The following is a 19,413-nucleotide window of genomic DNA, read 5'->3' on the forward strand; positions in this document are numbered from 1 at the left end:
CAGAATATTTAAAATCCTGCCGTTGTTTTTTAAAAACCGCTTTTAAAAAAGATATTAAAATCATCAACTCAATCATCGCTGATTTTTCTTTTATGGGACGGCTAAACTCTACAGGCATATCGCACACTTTTTATGGCAAGCCTAAGTAGTGCGTATTTTATTCATCAAACCTTCTACTACACCAACTTCTCCGCCTTTTTTAACTTCTTAACCGTCATCGCAAGTAAACTCACCGCTGCAGGCGTAACACCACTGATTCGGCTTGCCTGCCCTAAGGTAGATGGGCGTATGTGTGAGAGTTTTTGTACAATTTCGTTGGATAAACCAGAAACTTGGGTATAATCAAAATCAAGAGATAGTGGCGTATTTTCAAGGCGTTTCATCTGCTCAATTTCCTCATTTTGGCGATCAATATAGCCTTGATATTTCACACTAATTTCAATCTGTTCACCAGCTTCGCTACTAACTTGGCTGTCCGCTACTTGGGCGATGTCAGCAAAACTCACATTAGGGCGTTTTAATAAATCAAGCAGATTGTTTTCTTTGGTTAAAATCTCGCCTGTATTATCCATAAACGCTTTGCCAATGGCATTGTTTGGCGTCGCCCAAATGTCTTTTAGGCGTGCGGTTTCGCTTGCTATCATTTCCATTTTTTGATTAAATTTAGCCCAGCGTTCATCATCCACCAAGCCTAATTCTCGCCCAATGGCGGTCAAACGAGCGTCTGCATTATCCTCACGCAAAAGCAATCGGTGTTCGGCACGGCTAGTAAACATACGGTATGGCTCTTTAGTACCGTGCGTAATTAGGTCGTCCACCAATACACCCAAATAAGACTCATGGCGTTGTGGTGTCCAAGCCTTACGCTCTTGTGCCTGCAAAGCAGCATTCAAGCCAGCCAAAAGCCCTTGAGCCGCTGCCTCTTCATAGCCTGTTGTTCCGTTAATTTGTCCTGCAAAATACAGATGCTCAATGGCTTTGGTTTCTAGTGTGGGCTTTAGGGCTTGTGGGTCAAAATAATCATACTCAATGGCATAGCCAGGGCGTGTGATGTGAGCATTTTCAAGCCCACGCATTGTATGAATAAATTCAACCTGTACATCAAAAGGTAAACTTGTGGAAATGCCATTGGGGTACAATTCATGCGTGGTCAAGCCCTCAGGCTCAATGAAAATTTGATGACTGTCTTTGTCAGCAAAACGATGAATCTTATCCTCAATACTTGGGCAATATCTAGGACCAACACCTTCAATCTTACCGCTAAACATCGGACTTCTATCAAGATTGTTGCGGATAATATCATGGGTTTTTGCGTTGGTATGCGTGATATAGCAAGGGATTTGGCGTGGGTGCATAGACACATCACCCATATAACTCATCACAGGCAAAGGCGTATCTCCCTCCTGTATGGTCATCACAGAAAAATCCACCGTGCGTGCATCAATCCTAGCTGGCGTGCCTGTTTTTAGTCGTCCAACAGGTAATTTTAACTCACGCAAACGGTCCGCCAAACGAACAGATGGCATATCACCTGCCCGACCGCCACTTTGATGATCCAATCCAACATGAATCACACCACCTAAAAAAGTCCCTGATGTCAGTACTACCGAGCGGGTGTTTAGGCAAATGCCTGTGGCTGTAGCCACTGCCACGGCACGCCCATTTTCCACAATGATGTCATCAACAGGTTGCTGAAAAATCGTAAGGTTTTGCTGGTTTTCAAGAATGTGACGGACAAATGCCTTATATAACAAACGGTCTGCTTGAGCTCGTGTGGCTCGAACCGCCGCCCCTTTTCGGCTATTTAGCACTCGAAACTGAATGCCTGAATGGTCGGTTGCCAGTGCCATCACCCCGCCCAATGCGTCCACTTCTCGCACCAAATGTGATTTGCCAATACCGCCGATAGCAGGGTTGCAACTCATCTGCCCAAGCGTCTCAATATTATGCGTAATCAGCAGTGTATCTGCCCCCATACGAGCAGCTGCAAGACTCGCCTCTGTACCTGCATGCCCACCACCAATAACGATGACATCAAATGTTTTGGTTAAAAAGCTCATAATAAATCTTTATTGTTTGTTTAATTTAAAAACTTATTATTCTAGCATATTTTTACTATACTGTAATATCAAGCCAGTCAATTTTTATCATAAAATGGTTGTAAGCTGTGCAATATTTTACCGTTTTTGTGTTTTTTGGACGATTTTTAAAGCAATAAAAAATCAGAGCCAAATTGACTCTGATTTTTTTATTATTATCAACCCAACAAATCAGGCTTAAATGCGTTGCACCACGCAGGCAGTCTAGCAAAAATGGTAGCTATCTGGCTGGGTACGCCCTGCTGTTCTAGCCTTGCTTGATAGGCGGCATCAATGGCATCACGATTGATACTAATCTTACCAGTCAGCTGTGCCACATCAAGCGACGCATGAGCATTAAGTAGCGTTATCATTGCGTCTTTTAAAGACTTGCGAAGATCAAGCTCCATGTCTAGTTGTAACTGTGCTGATATTTGATTATCTAGCTTTTCAAGCGATTGCCATAGCGACTGTACCTCAAAAACATCACGCACCACGGCATACGCACGGGTAATGTCAGCAATGCTACGCTTGGTCTGACTATAGATGTCATACACCGCTTCAATGCCCAATCGGTTGACCAAACCATTGGTCAAATAAGTACAAATGATTTCACGGTGCAAACGATGTTTTACCATCTCATCAAAGTACGGTTTACTTAGTGCATTTGGGAAGTATTTTTGTAGTTCATTTAGAAAATACACATCATCGGTCAAATCGCTTGATAGCATTTCATCATAAACCCACATTTTGCCATAAGCAAGTAAAACGGCAAATTCTGGATTGGTAAGACCTTTTGACTGCTGTTTCAGCACAGCAACCGTCTCATCAGTTGGTAGATACTCAATACTACGATCCAAGCGTCCTAAATGCTCCAAAAATTGCATAAAGCTATGGTGTTCAGGTAATCTTTGTGCCGATTCTCGAGCCGATAGCTCAATGGCTTGTGGTTGCAGGTAGTTTTGACGAAGTACCAATTTCGCCACTTCATCGGTCATGCTCTCAAGCAAGACATTACGCTGTGTGATGGTCATGTCGTCTTGTTGCACCACTGAACCTAGTAGAATCTTAATATTCACTTCATGATCAGAACAGTTCACACCTGCTGAGTTATCAATGGCATCCGTATAGATACGACCACCATTTTGGGCGTATTCAATACGACCTTTTTGGGTACAACCCAAATTGCCACCCTCGCCAACCACTTTGGCACGCACTTCACCACCATTAACACGAATGGCATCATTCGCACGATCGCCAACATCAGCATTTTCTTCATCTGTCGCTTTAATATAAGTACCAATACCACCATTCCAAATCAAATCCACAGGAGCTTTTAATAGTTTATTAAGTAGCTCATTTGGCGTTAGACTGTCTTCGCTAATATCAAAAGCTTCTTTCATCTGTGGCGTAATGGCAATGGCTTTGTCCGTGCGGTTAAACACACCACCACCCTCACTGATGAGACTGGCATCATAATCCGTCCATGCCGAACGAGACATTTCAAATAAACGCTGGCGTTCAACAAAGGACGCTTTGGCATCTGGATTTGGATCAATAAAGATATGCAGATGGTTAAAGGCAGCCTGCAGACGAATATTATCTGACAATAACATACCATTACCAAACACATCGCCTGACATATCGCCAATGCCCACAACGGTCAACTCGTCACGGTTTTGAATGTCTTTATCCATCAATCTAAAATGGCGTTTGACACTCTCCCAAGCACCCCTTGCGGTAATGCCCATGCCTTTATGGTCGTAGCCTGCTGAACCACCAGAAGCGAAAGCATCTTGTAGCCAAAAGCCATATTCTGCCGACAAAGCATTGGCAATGTCTGAAAAAGTTGCCGTACCTTTGTCTGCTGCCACAACCAAGTATGGGTCGTCCTCATCATGACGCACTGTATTGCTTGGCGGCACAACTTGACCATCAACCAAATTATCCGTCAAATCAAGCAAGCCACGAATGAAGGTCTGATAGCACGCCACACCTTCTGCCTGCCACAGTTCACGGTTTGTCGCTTTGGTTCTATCCTTGCAGACAAAACCACCTTTTGAACCCACAGGCACAATCACCGAATTTTTGACCATCTGAGCTTTGACTAACCCAAGCACTTCGGTGCGATAGTCTTCCATACGATCAGACCATCTTAGACCACCACGAGCAACCTTTCCACCACGCAAGTGCACACCCTCAATGCGTGGCGAATACACATAAATCTCAAACATTGGCTTAGGCTTGGGTAGATGTGGGATTTGGCTAGCAGCAAACTTAAAGGACAATCTATCTTTACGCTTACCCATCTCATCAACTTGATAATAATTCGTGCGAAGCAGTGCATCAATCAAGTCCAAAAACCAATGAATGATGCGATCTTCATCAAGACTACTCACCAAAGCAAGCTGTTCTTTGATACGGGCTTTGACCGCACAAATCACCTTGTCACGCTCTACCACATCAGGCGACATCTTAGCATGAAACAGTTGAACCAACTGCTCACTAATCGCAGCATTATTTACCAAAGCCGTGTGAATGTAGTCATTAGAGAATGGAGCTCTTGCCTGTACCATGTAACGAGATAATGCACGCAAAATAAGTACATCATAAGCATCTAGACCACTTACCAAAATCAGCTCATTTAATCTGTCCGACTCAATATTACCTAACCAGATTTCACGCAAGCTATCTTCAAACTGCGTACGCACCACATCAAGATCAATGCTCATGCCATCACGCAATTTTAATTCATATTCTTGTAGCCAAGCACCCACATCATTACCAAACTTAAAGGTTTGAGCATTTAGTACAAGCACCCCAAAATTCTCAAGAATTGGCAAAATGTGCGACAAAATGGTCGGCTCGCCTTGTCCGTATAGCTTCAAGGTTAATCTATCAAGACCTTTTCCGACAGGCTGATATAGTCGCCATGACATTGGATTGTCTGTATTGATTGCCAAAAGACGCTTGGTATCTGCCACTGCTGTGCTAGCATCATAGCGTTCTTTGTAGGCGGCAGGAATTGCCTCACCATATAGATGGGCCAGCTGATTTGCCTTGCTTTCGCCCATCTCATCACTCAAGATGCGTGCATATTCATCAGACCAATCTTGCATGAGTGCAGTCAACTGACTTTCCAATGCCTTGGTGTCCACCGTTTTAACTTGACCAGGAATGGTTCTAACATGAATGTGTACACGAGCATGGTGCAGTTCATTAAACTCTGTTGTAAAATTCGATGATTCGCCACCATACGCTTGGGTTAGCACTTCTTGAATTTTCATTCTAAGTTTGGTGTCAAATTTATAGCGTGGTATATACACCAAACATGACACAAACCGTTGATAATGGTCAATACGAGTAAACAGACGCAGGCGATTTTTGTCTTGTAGCTGACTGATGGAAAGCACCATCGGATACAGCTCATCAATGTTGGCTTGAAACAAGTCATCACGGGGGAGCGTATTAATAATATGCACCAGTTTTAGATAACTGTGGCTATTTTTTGGCAAGCCTGACATTTTAAGGATTTGATCCGCCTTTTCACGCAACAGCGGAATATTGTTGACACGGGTTTGATAAGCAAGTGAGGTAAGTAAACCCACAAAGCGATATTCGCCAACCAACCTGCCGTTTTCGTCATATTTATGAATGCCCAAAAAATCCATATACACAGGGCGATGCACAGGCGACTCATGGCGAGATTTGGACAATAAAAGCACACGAGGTAGGCTTAATAGGTGCTTTAGCTCATTGGGTAAACGATGAAAACTTTGTGATAAAGCATCTTCAGATGAACCTCTTAGCACACCCAAGCCACTACCACCTACTGAGTGTAACTCTGCGTTATCACCAAGCTCATCAAAGCGATATTCACGAAAACCCATGAAAATAAAGTTATTATCCGCCACCCAGTCCAGAAAACTTAGCACCTCATCTTTGGAGTGATGTACGGTTGGAATTGGTGCATTTTGCATCTCTTGACGAATGCTTTTTAACTTATCACGCATCTGCGACCAGTCTGAGACGATGACATCAAGCGTGTTAATCTTGCCAAGTAGTGCCTCATAAATCTCACCCAAAACCGCTTCATCTTGACGAGCAATCTCAGCATGGAACAAAGAATACTGCTGAGCGATGCCAGCATCACTTTCATCCGTCTCCACCATATCAATGATGTGTCCTAGCTCATCACGCACTACTTTTACCAAACTGTTATGAATGCGTTTGACCGAAACGCCTTTTTTCTCAAGCATCATTAGCATGGTATCTGTCAAAAATGGGCGATCAAATACCGCCATTTGAATGACGCTACTTTTGCTGGTGAAATAATGTTCATCACTAACAGGATTGATGACTGCCAGTCTTGGACTGGTACCATTGTGGTGTTTTAATTGGCTAAAATGGTGCAATGCCATGCCTGCAAGGTCATTATCGTTAAAATCAGCCGCCACATCATGATGCAACTTTTTATAATAAATATCAATAAATTTAGTCAAAAGTGCAGCATTTTCGCTACTTTTGTCAATGGCGATGCGAGTAATGTTGGCGATACGGCCTGCATCGATCATCAGTTCTTTCATTGTTGATTCCATTTTTGTTGGTTGGATAAAAATCATCAGTGTAAGTATACAGCAGTACACACATACACTTAGCGTGAATACCTTAACCGAACACAAGTACAAAATCAAATGGGTTTTTTTTAATTAGTTATTAAAAAAACCTATAAATAATGATTTTTATAAAAATTTTTCTGATAAATATTCATCAGTCATCAATCAAACTCATCATCAATCGGACAATCAGTTTTATTCATGCGTTAGGTGTGTTATAGTGTTGGTGTTATTTACCAAAATTTTAACAAAACCAATCTAAACACCAATCAGTAAAAAATGAATAAAAACACCAACCATATCGTTCGTCTTGCCCAAAATCTATCAACACCCAATAAAGACATCGATGAGCTACACGCCAAAATTGCCGCCGAATTAGATGAACTAAATGAAATCCAAGACACACACAGCCAACTTGATGGCACACAGCTGTCTTTAAGCGACTATTTAACAGCGGTCAAGATGGTCATCAGCGACACCTTTGATCATGAAGTATGGGTGCGTGCTGAAGTGCGTGCCTTGTCATCTAAAGGCGGGCATTATTATTTTGAATTGGCAGAAAAAGATGACAACGACCAAATTGTTGCTAGTTGTCGTGGGACGCTATGGCGTTATCGTGCACAGCCTGTTCTGGCGAAGTTTCATGCCGCTACAGGCAGAGCATTGGAGGCAGGTACAAGCATTCTAATTAAGGCATCAGCAACCTTTCATGCCCAGTATGGCTTTAGCATCAACATCAGCGACATCGACCCAACCTACACCATCGGTGAGCTTGCTGCCGCTTATCATGCCATGAAAAAACGCCTTCACGATGAAGGATTGACTCGGTTGAATAAATCCCTAGTCGCTCCATTTGACATTCGTCATGTCATCGTCATCTCCCCACAAAATGCCGCAGGCTTGGGTGATTTTCGCCGTGAAGCCGATAGGTTGCAGCATTTTAATGCGTGCCAGTTTCATTATCATCATGCTACTTTTCAAGGTAATCATGCTCCAGATGAGATCAGAGTTGCTATCACACAGGGTATAGAGCAGTTTCGCCAAACTTATGGCACTTTGCCCGATCTGCTTGTCATCATTCGTGGTGGTGGTGCGGTGGGGGATTTGGCGTATCTCAACGACTTTGAGCTTGCTGCACTCATCGCTGAACAGCCTGTGCCTGTATGGGTGGGGATTGGACATGAACGAGATAGAGTACTAATAGATGAAGTGGCACACACTCGCTTTGACACACCATCAAAGGTGATTGGAGCGATTGAGAGACATCTTATTACCATCACTCAAGATGCCAAACTTGCCATACAAGATATCAAAAATACTAGCCAAGCACTGTTGTCAAATGCCAAAAATAAAAGCGAGACACTCATGGCACACAGCCAAAATCTCGCCCTAAAATTAGTACAGCTCACCAAAAAAGATGCAACACATAGCCTACAAAGAACCAAGTTACTCACCATGCATCAGCTTGGCAACCAAAAGGCATCTGTAGAGCATTTGCTTTACCAAAGCAGGGTTCAGTCTTATGCTCATTTAAATACCACCAAAAGACAACTGACCCATTTTGTTGGTCAACATCAAAACATCTTGCCCAAATTGGCATTGTTGCGTGAGCATTGCCGTCATCTACAAAGTTTGATTTTGATTCAACACCCTGCCAAGACGCTGACCAAGGGTTATGCCCTCATTCATCAAAACGGCAAAATTCTCTCATCTGTCGCACAGCTCAATCAAGAACAAGCACTCACCATTGAGCTACATGATGGCAAAATACAAGCCTACCCCAACAAAAAAGTCTGATGATACGCTAACAAAGCCTATACATCAGATGGTTTTTAATGGCTTTTATAATCACTCAACCCCACCCAAACCAAATACAGTTTTTTTTGGGGTAACGCTTTGTTTTATGATTTAGGGGCTTAGAACCCACCTACAGGGGAAAATTCCACTCCGCTATCAAGTTTACCCTCTTGCATGAGAGATAACGCCCTGTCCATCCACTCATCAGTTGATGAATGCACATTTTGGCTTTGACTGGTATTGACATCAAAGCCAACATCAGCTTTTACACCCACTTTGTCAATCTTCTCACCATTTGCAGTCAGGTAATGAGCGGTGGTAATTTTTACCGCTTGGTTATCGCCAATAGGCACGACCGACTGAACCGAACCTTTACCATAACTTGTCTCACCAACAATCAATGCTCGCTTTTGGGTTTTTAGGCTACTGGCAAGCACTTCAGCAGCCGAAGCCGAATAGCGATTTTGCAGAATGATGAGCGGTATTTCATCAAGCAGTGGAGCACCTGTGGTGTGCATGACTCGCTCAATACCTTCTCTACCTTCAACTTGAGTAACGATTTGATTACGCATGAATAAGGATGCCACATCAACTGCTGATTCAAGTACACCACCTGGATTGTTTCGCACATCAATAATCATGCCTTGAACAGGCACATTGACCGCTGCTACACCATTTAAAATCTGTTCACGAGTGTTGCTCTGAAAAACAGGCAGTTTAACAATCACCACACCATCTTTTACTAGCGTTTCAATATTCGACTCAGTACTGTGCGTCCGCTCTATGGTTTTGGTCAGTTTAGAACGACCTGACTTAGAGAAAGTAACATCTACTTTCGTTCCTTGAATGCCATTTAATAGTTGTGCAACATCGTTTTGGCTTTGACTACCAGACAGACGCACCTCGCCAATTTTGTGCAGATAATCGCCTACCGCCATATTAGCTTGGTCAGCACTTGACCCTGATGCAACTTGCGTAATCACCCAATGCCCTACTGACTCCTGCCAAGATACTTCAATGCCAATATCCGCTACCTTACCTGTTGTGAATGATTGCAAACTACCAAACGCTTTGGCATCCAAAAACTCAGCATGGCTATCAATTTTCGTTAGCATGCCATTGATGGCGTGATAAAATAGCTCGTCATCTGTCGTTGCCTCAGGATATTCACGGCGAATTAAATCCACCACTGACACAAAAGTCTTTAAGGTCTTAGGTAAAATCGCATTCAGTGGCACTCTCCCTTGATGCAGACCATCAATACCATGCAGTACATTGGGCTTACTGTCTAATGCGTCAAGCTCAACTGCGTCTTGCACACCATCAAGATTATCTTGGACTGGTGTGTTTGGCAAAGAGTTAGGGTCGGTCGGTATGCTGTCCGATGGCTTATTAATGCCCAATAGACTTGCCATCTTAGCGATAGGCTTATTCCACTGCACTTCTGCTGATGCGGGCGACGCTACCATTAGAAAAAGTGCCATCGCAGCCACAAGTTTATTCATAGCGAAATCTTGCATATTCACCATCTTTTTTTCTTTAAACTGCAATCAAAAGACTCTCGCCTGTCATCTCAACAGGCTTTGGCAATCCCATCAAATGCAAAATGGTTGGCGACACATCGCACAGTCTACCACCCTCACGCACACGCATGGATTGATTGCCCACATAAATGAACGGCACAAGCTCTGTGGTATGCTGAGTATGCACTTGACCACTTTCATAGTCTTGCATCTGCTCACAGTTACCATGATCAGCGGTAATCAGCATCTCACCGCCAACATCACGAACGCTTTGGGTAATGATACCAATACACTCATCAACCGCCTCAACTGCCTTAACTGCCGCCTCAAAAACACCTGTATGCCCAACCATATCGCCATTGGCATAGTTGATAACAATCACATCAAAATCGCCAGATTCTATGGCAGCTTTTAGCTTGTCAGTGATTTCATACGCACTCATTTCTGGCTTTAAATCATAAGTCTTGACATTTGGGCTATTGACCAAAATACGCTGTTCGCCCTTGTACAGCTCTTCACGACCACCGCTAAAAAAGAAGCTAACATGGGGATATTTTTCTGTTTCAGCGATACGCAACTGAGTTTTGCCTTGATTTTGTAGATATTCGCCCATGGTGTTTGCAAGACTGGTTGGATAATAGGCGATGGTGGTTTTTTGATTATTTTCCAATTCATCAGAATATTTGGTCAGCATGACATAGGCAGATAATTCTGGAGCAACTTTACGAGCAAAACCATCAAAATCTGCATTCAAAAACGCTTGAGAAATTTCTCTGGCACGGTCAGCACGAAAATTCATAAAGATAATAGCATCATTATCACAAATCACGCCATTGTCATCAATCATGGTCGCTTGGATAAATTCATCTGTCTCATCAGCAGCATAGGCAAGCTCAATCGCTTGAGATGCTGACTGAGCTTCACGAACTGCCGCTGCTTGGGTCAATAGCTCATATGCTGCTTGCACTCTATCCCAACGCTTATCTCTATCCATAGAGTAGAAACGACCAATCAAGCTGGCGATTTTTGCCTCACCCTCAAACTCATCATTAACTTTGCTCAAAAACTGCTCAAAACTTGCTACATATGTATCAGCAGACTTTGGCGGTGTATCCCTGCCATCAGTAAAGCCATGTACGAAAACCTGCAACGCCCCTTGCTCCAATGCCATACGCACCGCTGCTTGCATATGCTCAATGTGTGCGTGCACACCACCATCAGACAGCAGACCCAAGATATGCACCGCACCTTCAGCATCATTGGCTGCCTTGACAGCATTCACCAGCACTTCGTTCTTAAAAAAATCACCTGTATTGATGTCATTCATGATACGAGTTGAGTCTTGAAATAAGATGCGACCTGCACCCAAATTCATATGCCCCACTTCTGAATTGCCAAACTGACCATCAGGCAACCCCACATCAAGACCTGAACCTGAGATAAAACCTGTCGGACAAGTTGCCATCAGCTCATCAAGATTTGGCGTATTTGCAGCAGCTACAGCGTTATCTCGTGGGTCAGTGCGGTGTCCAACACCATCTAAAATCATCAATACATGCGGTTTTTTTGCACTTGCTTGGGTCATGACTTACTCCAAATGATTGTAAAATATTGATAGCCCCAAATTTGGCAAACATATGCTATCTTTTATCTTATCTATTGTAGCATATTCTCACTGGCATTGATGACAAAACACAAGAAAAATTCAAACCAAGCCACCCTCGCTTGATATCGCACTCATGACCGCCGCCAACCCCATTTAAATCAATAGCTACGCCAATTCATATTCATCATAAAAGATACCAGCAAAGACCGCTTGATAATAAGCTGCTTTTTTGGTGAGTGCCAACGGATAGGCTCGTGATGATGATGGTAAGCGATGTAAATACACCGTTCTTTTTGCGATGGTTAATTGTACCGATTGTCCGATTTTAGGTGGCTTGATACCAAAATCGGACAATAAAACTTCACTTGACCTCTCACCTGTAGTAATGATGTGCGTACAAGCTGGCATTTGCTTAAGTAGCTCTGCCACACCAACTTTTTCCACCACTTTTAAGAACGCATCGGACGCATTATCCTTTAATCGCACTATCGTCCTTGCCACATCAAAAATAGCAATCCCCTTATCCATCAAAAACCGCTCAATCACCTCCTGATGAAATGATTTATTGACCACATCAATAAAAAAATCCTTATCATTAAAAAATACAAGCCCCATAATTCGCCACATATCATTATTAAAATTCGGATAATAAAAATCCATCTTCCAGCGGATGCGTGGTGGTGGAAAACTACCCAACATCAATACTTTGGCATTAGGCGGTAAAAATGGCGATAAGGGATGAGTTTCAAGGTTCATGATTATATCTAAGGGCTACTATTGGTGTATATTGACAATAAGTCATGTAGTGATGTCATCACTAAGATGTTAGTGATTGCGTGAGCTAATGTAGCATATTATGCCCAATCTGCCAAATTACAACACAAGCTCGGTGAGCATTATCTGATATTTAGCCAAAAAAAAGCTGATAATTTACATTATCAGCTTTTTTTGTTTTTTATTAGCTTTTAATTCTAAAGCATTAGAATGTTTTGACAAATGAAACGCCATACACCCATGGGCTTAGGTTAAGCTCACCAACGCTATTGCCATTAACCTTAACATTGGTTTTTAGGTCGATATAGCGAGCATCTAGACGCACAGCATCACGGTCGGTAAATTTAAAATCAACACCTACATGACCTGCCGCACCCCAACTATCGCCAATTTTCAAATCAGCTTGTGGATTGTGTAGACGCTCTTTAAAGAAAGTAGTGTAGTTCACGCCTGCACCGATAAATGGCACAACCTTACCTCCATTATCAAAGTGGTATTGCAATGACAATGTTGGAGGTAGTTGCTGAGTTTTGCCTGCATATTGGTTGTTGATATTGATGTCATGATGAAACGGTGCAGCAGCCAATAACTCAACACCTACATTTTTTACAGGAAAGTATTCAAAAGTAACGCTTGGGCGAATGTCTTTATCAACCGTCAAGCCCCTGATATCAAATTTATCATCAGGATTGCTTTTAGGATCAACATGGGCAACACCTGCACCGATAGTCCAAGTACCAGCAGGGGCAGCGACAGCGACAGTTGTCATGGCAGATAACAAAGCAAGTGCGATGTGTTGTAATTTCATGGCTCATCTCCAACTAGAATGTGGTTAAAAATATAAAAAGGCTCGCAAATGTTGCAAGCCCTTTTGCCAAGTTTCTCATTACGCATCTTTCGTAACGGTTCTAAACTTTTCACTTTTATTGTATCTTAATTGGTAGAAACAATCAATAAATTTTTGATGGATTTATCACACTTTTGATGCATTTTATGGGTGTTACAGCTCTATTTTTAAAGCTTTTTTATACAAAAGCATTGCTTAATCAATGCAAACGAACATACAGCCTATTTTTTAGTATTGATTGATTTGTTGAGCTTTATAAAATGGCGTAAGTTACTGGCTTTACACCCATTAAAGTTCTTGTATTTTTTTATGAACCAAACTTTTATTCAAATAAGCAGTCATCATCCTTGTTTGACCAAAAAATCCTTTAATGCCAACACTTGATCACGCACTCGTGCCGCCTCTTCAAATTTTAACTCACCAGATAATGCCTTCATCTGTTTTTCAAGGCGGGATATTTCTTTAGCAATCAGCTCTGGTCGCCTTAAAATCTCTTCATCCACACCTGCAATCACTGCTTTATTGATGATGACACTACCTGCTATCTCTTCTTCACCTGTATCAATTTTATCGGTGATGGCACGATGGGCAGATTTTGGTATGATGCCATGTGCTTCGTTAAAGGCGATTTGCTTGGCTCTACGGCGTTCGGTTTCCTCAATGGCCTTTTGCATACTTGGCGTAATGCTGTCTGCATATAAAATCGCCTTGCCGTTAATGTGGCGTGCTGCACGACCAATGGTCTGAATTAAAGAACGCTCCGAACGCAAAAAACCCTCTTTGTCTGCATCAAATATCGCCACCAAACTCACCTCAGGCATATCCAAACCTTCACGAAGCAGGTTAATCCCAACCAGCACATCATGCACACCAGTACGCAATTCATGGATAATCTTCATGCGTTCAACGGTGTCTATATCCGAATGCAAATAAGCAACTTTAATGCCATACTCTTTTAGGTAACTGGTCAAGTCCTCTGCCATGCGTTTGGTTAAGGTTGTAATAAGCACCCTTTCATTAAGCGGTTTACGCAGATTAATCTCACCAAGCACATCATCCACTTGAGTCAGCACAGGACGAATCTCAAGCACAGGGTCAATCAGTCCTGTTGGACGCACCACTTGCTCAACCACCTGCTCGCTTCGCTCCAATTCATAGGCGGCAGGCGTGGCAGACACATAGATGGTATAGGGCTTTAATCGCTCCCATTCTTCAAATTTCATCGGGCGATTATCCATCGCTGATGGCAGACGAAAACCGTAATTCACCAGTGTCTCTTTGCGACTGCGATCACCTTTGTACATTGCCCCAATCTGCGGTACAGTAACATGGCTTTCATCAATGAAAAGCAGTGCATCATCAGGCACATAATCAAATAAGGTTGGCGGTGCCAGTCCTGCTGGTCGTCCTGATAAGTGGCGTGAATAGTTTTCAATGCCATTACAGTAGCCTAACTGTTGAATCATCTCTAGGTCGTACTGTGTGCGTTCTTTGATGCGTTGTGCTTCAATCAGCTTATCATTAGCTCGAAAATATTCCAACCGATCAGCAAGTTCAGCCTTGATGGTCTCACTAGCCGCTTCTAGCTTTTCTCGTGGCGTAACATAGTGCGACTTTGGATAAATGGTGATGCGTGGTGCGGTGCGGACATTTTTACCTGTCAAAGGGTCAAACCAAACGATTTTTTCCACCTCATCATCAAACATCTCAATGCGTACCGCCAAACTTTCACTCTCGGCAGGATAAATATCAAGCGTCTCACCACGAATGCGATAAGTGCCTCGCCCAAAATCAAGTTCGTTGCGTTCATATTGTAGCTCAACCAATCGTTTAATGAGTGCGGTGCGATCAACCATGTCTCCTACCACAATGTGCAGTAGCATTTTTAAATAGCTTTCTGGATCGCCCAATCCATAGATGGCAGACACAGATGCTACAATAATGGCATCACGGCGTTCAAGTAACGCACGAGTGGCAGACAACCGCATCTGGTCAATATGGTCATTGATTGCTGAATCTTTCTCAATAAAAGTATTGGACGCAGGCACATAAGCTTCAGGCTGATAATAGTCATAATAACTCACAAAATATTCCACCGCATTATGCGGAAAAAATGCCTTAAACTCACCGTACAGCTGAGCTGCCAGCGTCTTATTGTGTGCCATGATGATGGCAGGTCGCCCAAGCTCGGCAATGACTTTTGCCATCGTATAGGTTTTGCCCGAACCTGTTACGCCCAACAAAAGCTGTTCTTTTTTATTCTCTCGTACACCATCAACCAAACTTTTAATGGCATTTGGTTGGTCGCCTGCCGGCTCATACTCACTCACCAAGTCAAACGCTTGGCTACTAATCTGTGTGCCAGAGACATTCACACCTGTCAATTCAGCGTTCTCTTGTAGTTGTTTGGCAAGTTGATTTAAGTGGCGTTCTTGTCTGTTGGTATTTTTGATGTCTGGAATTCGCATAATGTATGATTGTCAGTTGGCTTATTGTGATGGTTAAGATGAGATATTATAGTATAGTAAGGCTGTTTTGGGAAAATTAAAGCCCTATTATTAACAGTTCATCACAACTTTTTACAAATTTAACTTGCAAAAAATAGATACATATGTAAACTAAGCACAGTTTTTTAAACTAATTTTCGCCCACATTGATGACCAATCGGTAAAATCTGATGGGTAAACATGATTGAAGGTAATTTATGAAAAAATATCAATGTATAGTCTGTGGCTGGATTTATGATGAAGAGCTTGGTTGCCCCGAAGAAGGTCTTGCACCTGGTACTCGCTGGGAAGACATTCCAGATGACTGGACTTGCCCAGAGTGTGGCGTTACTAAAGCCGACTTTGAGATGGTAGAAATCTAATGAATCTCTCACCTTGCACACAGTCCATGCCAGTGCCAGAATCGTGGCAGAAGTTTGGGGCGATAGACTGGCAACCGTCTGATTTATCGCCTTATTTATATCAAGGCATCGTTGATATTGGTGAGGGCATGAAACTGTGTGTAGAAGCTGGGGGCAACCCTAAGCACCCTGCAATGATTTTTATTGCAGGGCTTGGCTCGCAGATGATGTTTTGGTCAGATAAGCTATTAAAACAGTTCATTGATGCAGGTTTTTTTGTCATTCGCTTTGACAATCGTGATACAGGCCTGTCTAGCAAAATTCGCATTGACGGACTACCTAAGGTAAATCCCTTAAAAATGATGCTAAAAGTCCAAGTAGGATTATCAAACCGTCAAGAGCCTGTTGCCTATACTTTAACCGACATGGCAGAAGATGTCGCCAGACTCATCAAGACCTTAAAATTTGATAAAGTCAATTTGGTAGGTGCGTCAATGGGTGGCATGATTGCCCAAATTGTCGCCGCACGCTACCCAAAATATATCAACAATCTTATCTTGATGTTTAGCACCAGCAACAAAGCTTTTTTTAGACCGCCCAATCCCAAGCAATTCATGACTTTTGTGCGTCGCCCTGAGAGTCATTCTGAGCGTGATATGGTGCGTCATAGCGTCTGGTTCATGACTGCTGTCGGCAGCCCCGGTCATCTTGACATTAAAGGCACTAGAGCCATTGCCGAAAAACGCTATCAAAGAAATTTTCATCCATTGGGTGTCGCCCAACAACTCAACGCCATCTTGGCATCAGGCTCAATACTGCGTTTTAGTAAGCAAATCCGTGCCAAAACGCTCATTCTCCACGGTAGTAAGGACGGACTGCTCACTCCAAGTCATGGTAGATTTTTGGCAAAGGTTATTCCAAACGCCACCTTCAAGCTCATTGATGGCATGGGGCATGATATCCCACCTTATTACCACCCTTATTTGGTCAGTGTTATTAGCCATCATTGTCAAGATGATGAATAAATAAGACAAGTAGGATTGATATTTTTAATAACGAACTTTATAATGCCGATATCCCAATCATGCAGGTAAACGCACCAGCTGAACAAACCACCATCAACACACAAAAGACCAAGACCAAACCCATGCCCACCATCACTTTAAATAACCAAACCCACACCATCAACAATATCTACTGCATCGGTCGTAGCTATGTCGAACACATTCACGAGCTTGGCAATGCCATGCCTGATGAACCCGTTGTCTTTTTAAAGCCGACCAGTAGCATCGTGGCGGGTAACACCCTAAACTTGCCTGATTTTTCTAATAGCATTCATCATGAAGTTGAGTTAATACTCCTAATCGGCGATGATAAACAAATTATCGGCGTGGCGGTCGGTCTTGATTTGACCGCACGAGATGTGCAGGCAATCTGCAAAGAAAAGGGGCTACCTTGGACCAAAGCCAAAGGCTTTAAAAATGCCTGTTGGCTCAGCGATTTTCAGCCATTCATCAACAAAACCTACCACCTATCACTGACCGTCAATGATGAGATTCGCCAAGATGATGACACCAACAAAATGATGTATTCTTTTGAGTATCTGGTGGATTATCTTGATACACTGTATGGCTTGAACGCAGGCGATATAATCATGACAGGTACACCAAAGGGCGTAAGTCAGCTTAAAACAGGCGATAAAGTTATCGCCAGTCTTGATGGCTTGGCATTTGAAATATTAGTCAAATAACAGTTTGTAAAAGTGTTTGGTTTGGGTAATTAGAGCATTCATTAGCAATACCAAAAAACAGTCCTAATCCACCTTTATTTTTATTCACGCCATCTAAATCATTACTTTTAAATTGACTTATTCTTTGTGTGATTGCTGTTATTTGTTTGATTGTCGGCGTGATTTATGTTAAATTCTTAAAGTTACAGAAAGCCATTTTATTAAAAGTTTTGATATTTTCATTAGTGTGATTTTTCAGTTTTAGCCTTTTTATTGATTTAGGAAAACCTTATGAACATTCTTGTACTCGGTACAGGCGGTCGTGAACACGCATTGGCATGGGCATGTGCCAAAGATGCAAAAGTCGCCAAAGTTTTTGTTGCCAAAGGCAATGCTGGCACCGCTCTTGAGAACAAAATTGAAAATGTTGATTTAGATGTCAGCAATCATACCGCCGTGATTGATTTTTGTCGCACACATGAAGTGGCATTTGTACTTGTTGGTCCTGAAGCACCACTTGTGGCAGGGATTGTTGATGAGCTACGCCAAGCAAACATTAAAGTTTGGGGCCCTACTCAATATTGTGCTCAACTAGAAGGTTCAAAAGCCTTTGCTAAGGATTTTATGAAAAAGGTTGGAATTCCAACCGCTTTTTATGAGGTATTTACCCAAATCTCCGCCGCCAAAGATTTTGTTCGTGCCAAAGGTGCACCGATTGTCATTAAAGCAGACGGACTGGCTGCAGGCAAAGGTGTTATTGTCGCCATGAGCGAACAAGAGGCGTTTGATGCCATTGATGATATGCTGTCAGGCAATAAGTTTGGTGAGGCGGGCAGTCGTGTGGTGATTGAAGAATTTTTAAAAGGTGAAGAGGCTTCTTTTATCTGTATGATTGATGGGGATAATATCCTGCCCATGGCAACCAGCCAAGACCATAAACGCATCTTTGAAGGCGATACGGGAGCAAATACAGGTGGCATGGGTGCATACAGTCCTGCCCCTATCGTTACAAAAGAAGTGCATGACAAGGTCATCGCCCGTGTCATTTGCCCTGTCGTGAACGCCATGAAAGCAAATGGCACTCCTTATACAGGTTTTTTATACGCAGGTCTCATGATTGATGAGAATAGCGACCCTTATGTGATTGAGTTTAACTGTCGCTTTGGCGACCCTGAGACACAGCCCATCATGGCACGCCTTGAAAGCTCATTGGTTGAGCTGATTATGGCAGGAATTGAGGGTAATTTACCAAGCGAGGCTAAATGGTCGGACAAAGTCGCCTTAGGCGTGGTTTTGGCAAGTCAAGGGTATCCAGAATCCAGCTCAAAGGGTGATGTTATTACCGGTCTAGATGTTTGCATTGATGATGTCAAAGTATTTCATGCGGGCACAAAACAAGATGGTGACCAAATCGTAACTGACGGTGGGCGTGTGCTGTGCGTAACCGCCCTTGCAGACACCATCAAAGATGCTCAAACCAAAGCCCTACAAGGCTGTAAAGAGATTGTCTTTAGTGGCAAGCAATACCGCCGTGATATTGGTTGGCGAGCCATCAGTCGCTAATTTTTAGCCCTTTGAGTAATCAAAGGGTTTTT

General features: G+C 42.8%; 12 protein-coding genes. 5 read left to right on the forward strand and 7 right to left on the reverse strand.

Going from position 1 to position 19,413, the window contains the following annotated elements:
* Positions 1-176 precede the first annotated feature (176 nt).
* Complete coding sequence (gene mnmG / locus L3D27_RS05910) at positions 177-2,060, reverse strand: tRNA uridine-5-carboxymethylaminomethyl(34) synthesis enzyme MnmG (RefSeq protein WP_432480610.1); 1,884 nt, start codon at positions 2,058-2,060, stop codon at positions 177-179.
* 197 nt (positions 2,061-2,257) lie between these two features.
* Complete coding sequence (locus L3D27_RS05915) at positions 2,258-6,664, reverse strand: NAD-glutamate dehydrogenase (protein WP_432480611.1); 4,407 nt, start codon at positions 6,662-6,664, stop codon at positions 2,258-2,260.
* Between the two features lie 309 nt (positions 6,665-6,973).
* Between L3D27_RS05915 and xseA the strand changes: the two genes are divergently transcribed.
* Positions 6,974-8,491 (forward strand): exodeoxyribonuclease VII large subunit, encoded by a 1,518-nt coding sequence (gene xseA / locus L3D27_RS05920; protein ID WP_284672848.1) that lies wholly within the window; start codon positions 6,974-6,976, stop codon positions 8,489-8,491.
* 119 nt (positions 8,492-8,610) lie between these two features.
* Here xseA and L3D27_RS05925 read toward each other — a convergent pair whose 3' ends face one another.
* The 5 genes from L3D27_RS05925 to uvrB form a co-directional block, all read right to left on the reverse strand.
* Positions 8,611-10,011 (reverse strand): S41 family peptidase, encoded by a 1,401-nt coding sequence (locus tag L3D27_RS05925; RefSeq protein ID WP_284672849.1) that lies wholly within the window; start codon positions 10,009-10,011, stop codon positions 8,611-8,613.
* Between the two features lie 19 nt (positions 10,012-10,030).
* A complete protein-coding gene (gene gpmI / locus L3D27_RS05930; protein ID WP_432480612.1) occupies positions 10,031-11,599 on the reverse strand; it encodes a 2,3-bisphosphoglycerate-independent phosphoglycerate mutase in 1,569 nt (522 codons plus the stop codon).
* Between the two features lie 186 nt (positions 11,600-11,785).
* A complete protein-coding gene (locus L3D27_RS05935; RefSeq protein ID WP_432480613.1) occupies positions 11,786-12,376 on the reverse strand; it encodes a uracil-DNA glycosylase family protein in 591 nt (196 codons plus the stop codon).
* A gap of 223 nt (positions 12,377-12,599) precedes the next feature.
* The gene (locus L3D27_RS05940; RefSeq protein ID WP_284672852.1) at positions 12,600-13,202 is read right to left on the reverse strand and encodes an OmpW/AlkL family protein; all 603 of its coding nucleotides are present in this window, start codon (positions 13,200-13,202) and stop codon (positions 12,600-12,602) included.
* Between the two features lie 380 nt (positions 13,203-13,582).
* A complete protein-coding gene (uvrB, locus tag L3D27_RS05945; RefSeq protein ID WP_432480614.1) occupies positions 13,583-15,709 on the reverse strand; it encodes an excinuclease ABC subunit UvrB in 2,127 nt (708 codons plus the stop codon).
* Between the two features lie 236 nt (positions 15,710-15,945).
* Here uvrB and L3D27_RS05950 point away from each other — a divergent pair, with 236 nt between their 5' ends.
* The 4 genes from L3D27_RS05950 to purD all read left to right on the forward strand — a co-directional run bounded on the left by L3D27_RS05950 (position 15,946) and on the right by purD (position 19,381).
* Positions 15,946-16,110: a rubredoxin gene (locus tag L3D27_RS05950; protein WP_284672854.1), complete on the forward strand. Its 165-nt coding sequence runs from the start codon at positions 15,946-15,948 to the stop codon at positions 16,108-16,110.
* Positions 16,110-17,114: an alpha/beta fold hydrolase gene (locus tag L3D27_RS05955; RefSeq protein ID WP_284672855.1), complete on the forward strand. Its 1,005-nt coding sequence runs from the start codon at positions 16,110-16,112 to the stop codon at positions 17,112-17,114. Before L3D27_RS05950 ends, L3D27_RS05955 begins: the two co-directional genes overlap by 1 nt.
* A 59-nt stretch (positions 17,115-17,173) precedes the next feature.
* On the forward strand, positions 17,174-17,839 hold the full coding sequence (locus tag L3D27_RS05960) for a fumarylacetoacetate hydrolase family protein (protein WP_432480615.1): 666 nt from the start codon (positions 17,174-17,176) through the stop codon (positions 17,837-17,839).
* Between the two features lie 270 nt (positions 17,840-18,109).
* Positions 18,110-19,381: a phosphoribosylamine--glycine ligase gene (gene purD / locus L3D27_RS05965; RefSeq protein WP_432480616.1), complete on the forward strand. Its 1,272-nt coding sequence runs from the start codon at positions 18,110-18,112 to the stop codon at positions 19,379-19,381.
* Positions 19,382-19,413 lie beyond the last annotated feature (32 nt).

The sequence above is a fragment of the Moraxella sp. ZY200743 genome, from assembly GCF_050885545.1.
GTDB classification, from domain to species: domain Bacteria; phylum Pseudomonadota; class Gammaproteobacteria; order Pseudomonadales; family Moraxellaceae; genus Moraxella; species Moraxella haemolytica.

Coding starts and splice junctions, on each gene's coding strand:
- L3D27_RS05935 (WP_432480613.1), bottom strand. CDS start 12,376: ATGAACCTTGAAACTCATCCCTTATCGCCATTTTTACCGCCTAATGCC.
- L3D27_RS05925 (WP_284672849.1), bottom strand. CDS start 10,011: ATGCAAGATTTCGCTATGAATAAACTTGTGGCTGCGATGGCACTTTTT.
- mnmG (WP_432480610.1), bottom strand. CDS start 2,060: ATGAGCTTTTTAACCAAAACATTTGATGTCATCGTTATTGGTGGTGGG.
- L3D27_RS05960 (WP_432480615.1), top strand. CDS start 17,174: ATGCAGGTAAACGCACCAGCTGAACAAACCACCATCAACACACAAAAG.
- xseA (WP_284672848.1), top strand. CDS start 6,974: ATGAATAAAAACACCAACCATATCGTTCGTCTTGCCCAAAATCTATCA.
- gpmI (WP_432480612.1), bottom strand. CDS start 11,599: ATGACCCAAGCAAGTGCAAAAAAACCGCATGTATTGATGATTTTAGAT.
- L3D27_RS05940 (WP_284672852.1), bottom strand. CDS start 13,202: ATGAAATTACAACACATCGCACTTGCTTTGTTATCTGCCATGACAACT.
- L3D27_RS05950 (WP_284672854.1), top strand. CDS start 15,946: ATGAAAAAATATCAATGTATAGTCTGTGGCTGGATTTATGATGAAGAG.
- uvrB (WP_432480614.1), bottom strand. CDS start 15,709: ATGCGAATTCCAGACATCAAAAATACCAACAGACAAGAACGCCACTTA.
- L3D27_RS05955 (WP_284672855.1), top strand. CDS start 16,110: ATGAATCTCTCACCTTGCACACAGTCCATGCCAGTGCCAGAATCGTGG.
- purD (WP_432480616.1), top strand. CDS start 18,110: ATGAACATTCTTGTACTCGGTACAGGCGGTCGTGAACACGCATTGGCA.
- L3D27_RS05915 (WP_432480611.1), bottom strand. CDS start 6,664: ATGAAAGAACTGATGATCGATGCAGGCCGTATCGCCAACATTACTCGC.